Source organism: Treponema sp. R8-4-B8, from assembly GCF_054786175.1.
Map to the genome: position 1 here is coordinate 1 of NZ_BDHE01000453.1, position 431 is coordinate 431.

1 pseudogene is annotated in these 431 nt (G+C 49.7%); it reads left to right on the plus strand.

Going from position 1 to position 431, the window contains the following annotated elements:
* Positions 1–19: 19 nt before the first annotated feature.
* Positions 20–431 (plus strand): annotated as a pseudogene (locus ACYVRA_RS09210) (Rpn family recombination-promoting nuclease/putative transposase); the annotation flags it as partial.

Genomic DNA, 431 nt, shown 5'->3' on the forward strand with positions numbered 1-431 from the left:
CCCGTTCCCGTACGAGAAGATGATAAGAGTATCAGGTTTGTTCATAAGCACGGAAGGCACGGAGTGTTCAAAAGTCAAGTTCCCCGCCATGGAACTGGAAGTGAGGGTAATAAACATAAACGAGGGCAAGAACGAACAGATAGCGCGAAAGCGCCAAACCCTAGCCGAATACAGCGCGTTCATATCAAAGGTGAGGGAGTTTCTGAAAGAGGGCCTGCCCCTAAAAGAAGCGATGAAAAAATCCGTGCAATACTGCCGCGAACATGATATATTGAAAGAGCTAATGGAAAACCACGCAAAGGAGGTAATGAGCATGCTGACAACGAAATGTAACTGGGACACCGCAAAGGAGGTCTGGCAGGAAGATGCTCGTGAAGAAGGCCGAGAAGAAGGCAGCGATGAAGGCAGCGAAGGAGGACGTGCAGGAGGAC